Origin of the sequence: Microcoleus sp. B7-D4 (genome assembly GCF_036705125.1) — a bacterium.
Classification (GTDB): domain Bacteria; phylum Cyanobacteriota; class Cyanobacteriia; order Cyanobacteriales; family Microcoleaceae; genus Microcoleus.
On record NZ_JAUBTT010000072.1, the window covers coordinates 12533 to 16730 of the forward strand.

2 protein-coding genes are annotated in these 4198 nt (G+C 47.4%); one reads left to right on the forward strand and one right to left on the reverse strand.

What is annotated here, in order from left to right; genetic code table 11:
* The coding region (rnhA, locus tag QUB12_RS25550; protein WP_333144227.1) for a ribonuclease HI at positions 1-690 on the reverse strand (690 nt) is incomplete at its 3' end.
* Positions 691-771: 81 nt separating this feature from the next.
* Here rnhA and QUB12_RS25555 point away from each other — a divergent pair.
* On the forward strand, positions 772-4198 hold a 3427-nt coding region (locus tag QUB12_RS25555), incomplete at its 3' end, for a two-partner secretion domain-containing protein (RefSeq protein WP_333308998.1).

Here is a 4198-nt window from a genome sequence, read left to right on the forward strand (position 1 = left end):
TCCCGTTGGTTTCTGCTGTTTGTTACCAGTTGCGTCCGTTTCTTCCGAAACAATTGTGTTGTCAAAGCGTAGGGGCGGTGCCCCCGTGCCCGCCCCGGCCTCGTCTCCCGTTGGTTTCTGCTGTTTGTTACCAGTTGCGTCCGTTTCTTCCGAAACAATTGTGTTGTCAAAGCGTAGGGGCGATGCCCCCGTGCCCGCCCCGGCCTCGTCTCCCGTTGGTTTCTGCTGTTGCAGTTGGGGAGTGAGATTGTGGGAGAAGCTGCGGGCGATTTCATCGCATCTGTCGTTGTAGAAGTCGCCGGAGTGGCCGCGGACGTGTTCCCACTTGATTTGTCGGGAATTCAGCTTGTCTAGCAGGTGCCAGAGGTCTTGGTTGACAACATCTTTGCCGGTTGAGGTTTTCCAGCCTTTATTTTTCCAGCCTTGAATCCATTTAGTGATGCCGTTTTTAACGTATTCGCTGTCGGTGTAAACGGTGACGGGTTCGGTTTGACCGGAATTGGCAAAAAATTCCAGCGCAGCGACGGCAGCTTGCATTTCCATGCGGTTGTTAGTGGTTTGGGGGTCTGCACCTCCGAGTTCGTGACATTTGCCGTCGGCGAAACAAACTACTGCACCCCAGCCGCCTGGGCCTGGGTTGCCGGAACAAGCGCCGTCTGTGTAGAGGCTTTTGATTTTGGGAGTTGTCATGAGCGAATTAATGTGTAATTTAGAGGTAAGTTGTTTGCAAGTGCGATAATTAAGGCAATTGAGATAGTTTTACTTGTTGCTATGAAAAATGCCAACTTAAAGATTAAAAAGGTTGCGCTATTTATTTGTCCCTTTTCTTTGTTAATTTTTAATACTTTCGCGCAAGCACAGCCCATAGTGCCTGCTGCTGACGGTACGGGTACTGTTGTCACCCCGATCGGCAACCGTTATGATATCAACGGCGGCAGTTTGTCGGGAGACGGCGCGAATCTTTTTCACAGTTTTGGGCAGTTCGGCTTGAATCAAGGTCAAATTGCTAATTTTCTGACTAATTCGGCTATTCAAAATATATTAGCTCGAATTGCTGGCGGGGACGCTTCGCTAATTAACGGTTTAATTACTGTCACGGGCGGCAATTCTAATCTTTTTCTCATTAATCCTGCGGGAATTGTGTTTGGCCCGAACGCGAGTTTGAATGTGCCGGCGGCTTTCACTGCAACTACTGCTACTGGTGTCGGTTTTGGTTCAAATTGGTTTAATGCTGCAGGTACAAATAATTTTAGCGCGTTGGTGGGTACGCCAAATGCTTTTTATTTTAGTCCGGGTGTACCGGGAAGTATTGTTAATGCTGGCAATTTAGCGGTGACTCCTGGGCAAAATTTGGCTTTGCTTGGCGGTACGGTTGTTAGTACCGGGCAGTTGTCGGCTGCGGGCGGGCAAATTACTGTTGCTGCTGTTGGGGGAGATAATGTTCTCCGCATTAGTCAACCGGGGCATTTGTTGAGTTTGGAAATAGCAACGGGCGGAAATTTGGGTAATTCTCAACAGACTTTGAATCCTGTTTCTTTGCCGCAGTTGCTGACAGGTACTGGGCAAAATCAGGCGGCGGGTGTTGCGGTTGCTGATGACGGTTCTGTGCGGCTTGTGGGTTCTGGTTTGCAGGTGAATTCTGGGGATGTGGCGATTTCTGCTAATGTGTCTGGGCTTCCGCAGTTGAGTGCGGGAGGTGCGAATTTATGGGCTGCGGAAAATCTGACGTTAGCGGGCGCTAGGCTGCAAACTACGGGGGATTTGAGTTTGCTGGGTGGGGATGCGGTGCGGGTCAGGGACAGCGCCCAGAATCCTTTTTTGGCGCAGGCTGGGGGGAATTTATACATTCAGGCCGATCGCACTATTGATATTCTCACTCAAAATGCGATCGGCGGCTTATCTCTTCCCCCGCAATTCCAAAGTGGCGGCAATTTGAGTTTGGTTAGCAACGGTGTTATTTCGGGGGATGCCCACTTTGTTTCGGGTGGCAATTTTTCGATTCGCAATTTGTCGGGAATGCCGGGAAACTTTGTCAGTTTATTTGACCCGATTATCAGTTCGGAAGGAGATGTTTTCTTTGGAGATTATACCGGAGTTTCGCTGAAAGTCGAGGCGAGGGGGAGCATTGTTGCCGAGGAAATTACAATTACCGGCCCCGATATTGCGTTGGGTAGGGAAAATGTGAGTGGCGATCCAGATATTGCTATTTTAACCAGCAGTCCGGCTTTAATTCTGCGGGCGGGAGTGCAAAATTTGGCCAATTCTCCTAATGTTCCTAATTCTCCTAGGGATACTCCGGGTGATAATGAACAACCTAATCCTTTAGGTGACGATGCAATATTTACTCCTGCGTCTATTTTATCGAATAATTTGATTTCTGTTGAAAATATTTCGGCCGGCGGGCCGGTGATTTTGTCAGCGCCGGGAACTATCGCAACTAGAGATATTAATGGCGGTCAAATAAATCTCGAAAGCAGGGAAGGGGCAGTGGTAGTTGGGGGCAGATTAACGTCTAGTTCGACAATTAATATTCAAGCTAATGACAATATTATATTGACAAGTGACATTTCTCGTGCTGAGATCAACGGCAGTATTAGTCTGAATACTGTTCGAGGCAATATAGTAACAGGGTCGATCGATACTGGGACTTCCGGGGCGATCGAACTCAGAGCTTTTGGCAATGTTAATTTTGGGACTTTGCAGGGATCTAATGTTGATATTATCAGTAACTCCGGGGCATTGGGAGTTTTGAGCGATCCGAATATTATAGTCCCCAATACTACACCAGTCAATATTACAGCAACTGAAAATATCAGTTTGACAGCTTCTAGGGACTTAACGGTAGGCAATCTCACCGCTGCGACTGTCAATGCTAGCAGCCGCAATGGGAGTGTTAATACGGGGGCGATCGCTACTTCTGGAGATGTCAGAATTCTAGCCCAACAGCTAATCAACACAGGGGCAATAACTGTTAATCCTGCCACCACAAATCCAGTTAATCGGATTCCCACAGTAAATCTGGATGCCCAAACTAATATTAATGTTGTCTCGATCGACGCTGGCACGGGCACTATTGCTTTGAGAGCATCCAGCGACTTACAGGCAGGGAGTTTGCAAGGGGGAGTAGTTGCAGTCAATAGCGATGGGGGAACAATTGCGATCGGCAATACTACATCACTTGGGAATATTAATGTCATAGCTTCTGGCAATGTAAGTTCAGGGAATTTGCTGGGAACAAGAGTTAATGTAAATAGCAATTCGGGAAGTATTGAGATTGGAAGTGCCACAGCAACAGAAAATACCGTCAATTTGACAGGTTCTGGCAATGTAAATTCAGGAGATTTGCGGGGAGTTGGAGTTAATGTAACTAGCAATTCTGGAAGTATTAATATTATTGGCAATACGGACGCCACAACAGGAAATGTCAATTTGACAGGTTCTGGCAATGTAAATTCAGGAGATTTGCAGGGAGTTGGAGTTAATGTAACTAGCAATTCGGGAAGTATTAATATTATTGGCAATACGGACGCCGCAACAGGAAATGTCAATTTGACAGCGCCGCTCGATGTAAATTCAAGGGATTTGCGGGGAGTTGCAGTTGATGTAACTAGCAGCAGGGGAACTGTCAACACTGGCAATATAAGTGCTGCCGAAAGTGTCGGAATTTTAGCGGGGAACGAAATCGCAATTGGGCGAATAAATGTTAATCCTGTTGTTAGTGTCGATCGCACTTCTAGAGTAAATCTTAACGCTCAAAATGATATCAGCGTTGCATCGATCGATGCTGCGGGCGGTAATGTTGAGATCGCAACTCCGGGTTTAGTTCGAGTGACGGGTACTTTTGACCAAAACGGCACTCCTGTTAGCATCTCGACTCTTGGCGACACTCAAGCGGGTACAGTTACGATCCGCCACGGTGGCGGCGATGTCAATCCGCCGATACCTTTTGCGGTGGGAGATGCGACGACTAACGGTACTGCTGGGGCGATCGCCAGTAATGCTGTGGGTACGATTACTCAAGGGCAATCTTTCATAAATTCTTACACTCAAGGTAATAGTGCGATCGTCACTACCAACCAACCAACTAATCCCGACAATCCCGATAATCCCGACAATCCCAATAATCCCAATAATCCCAACAATCCCAATAATCCCAACAATCCCAATAATCCCAATAATCCCAATAATCCCAACAATC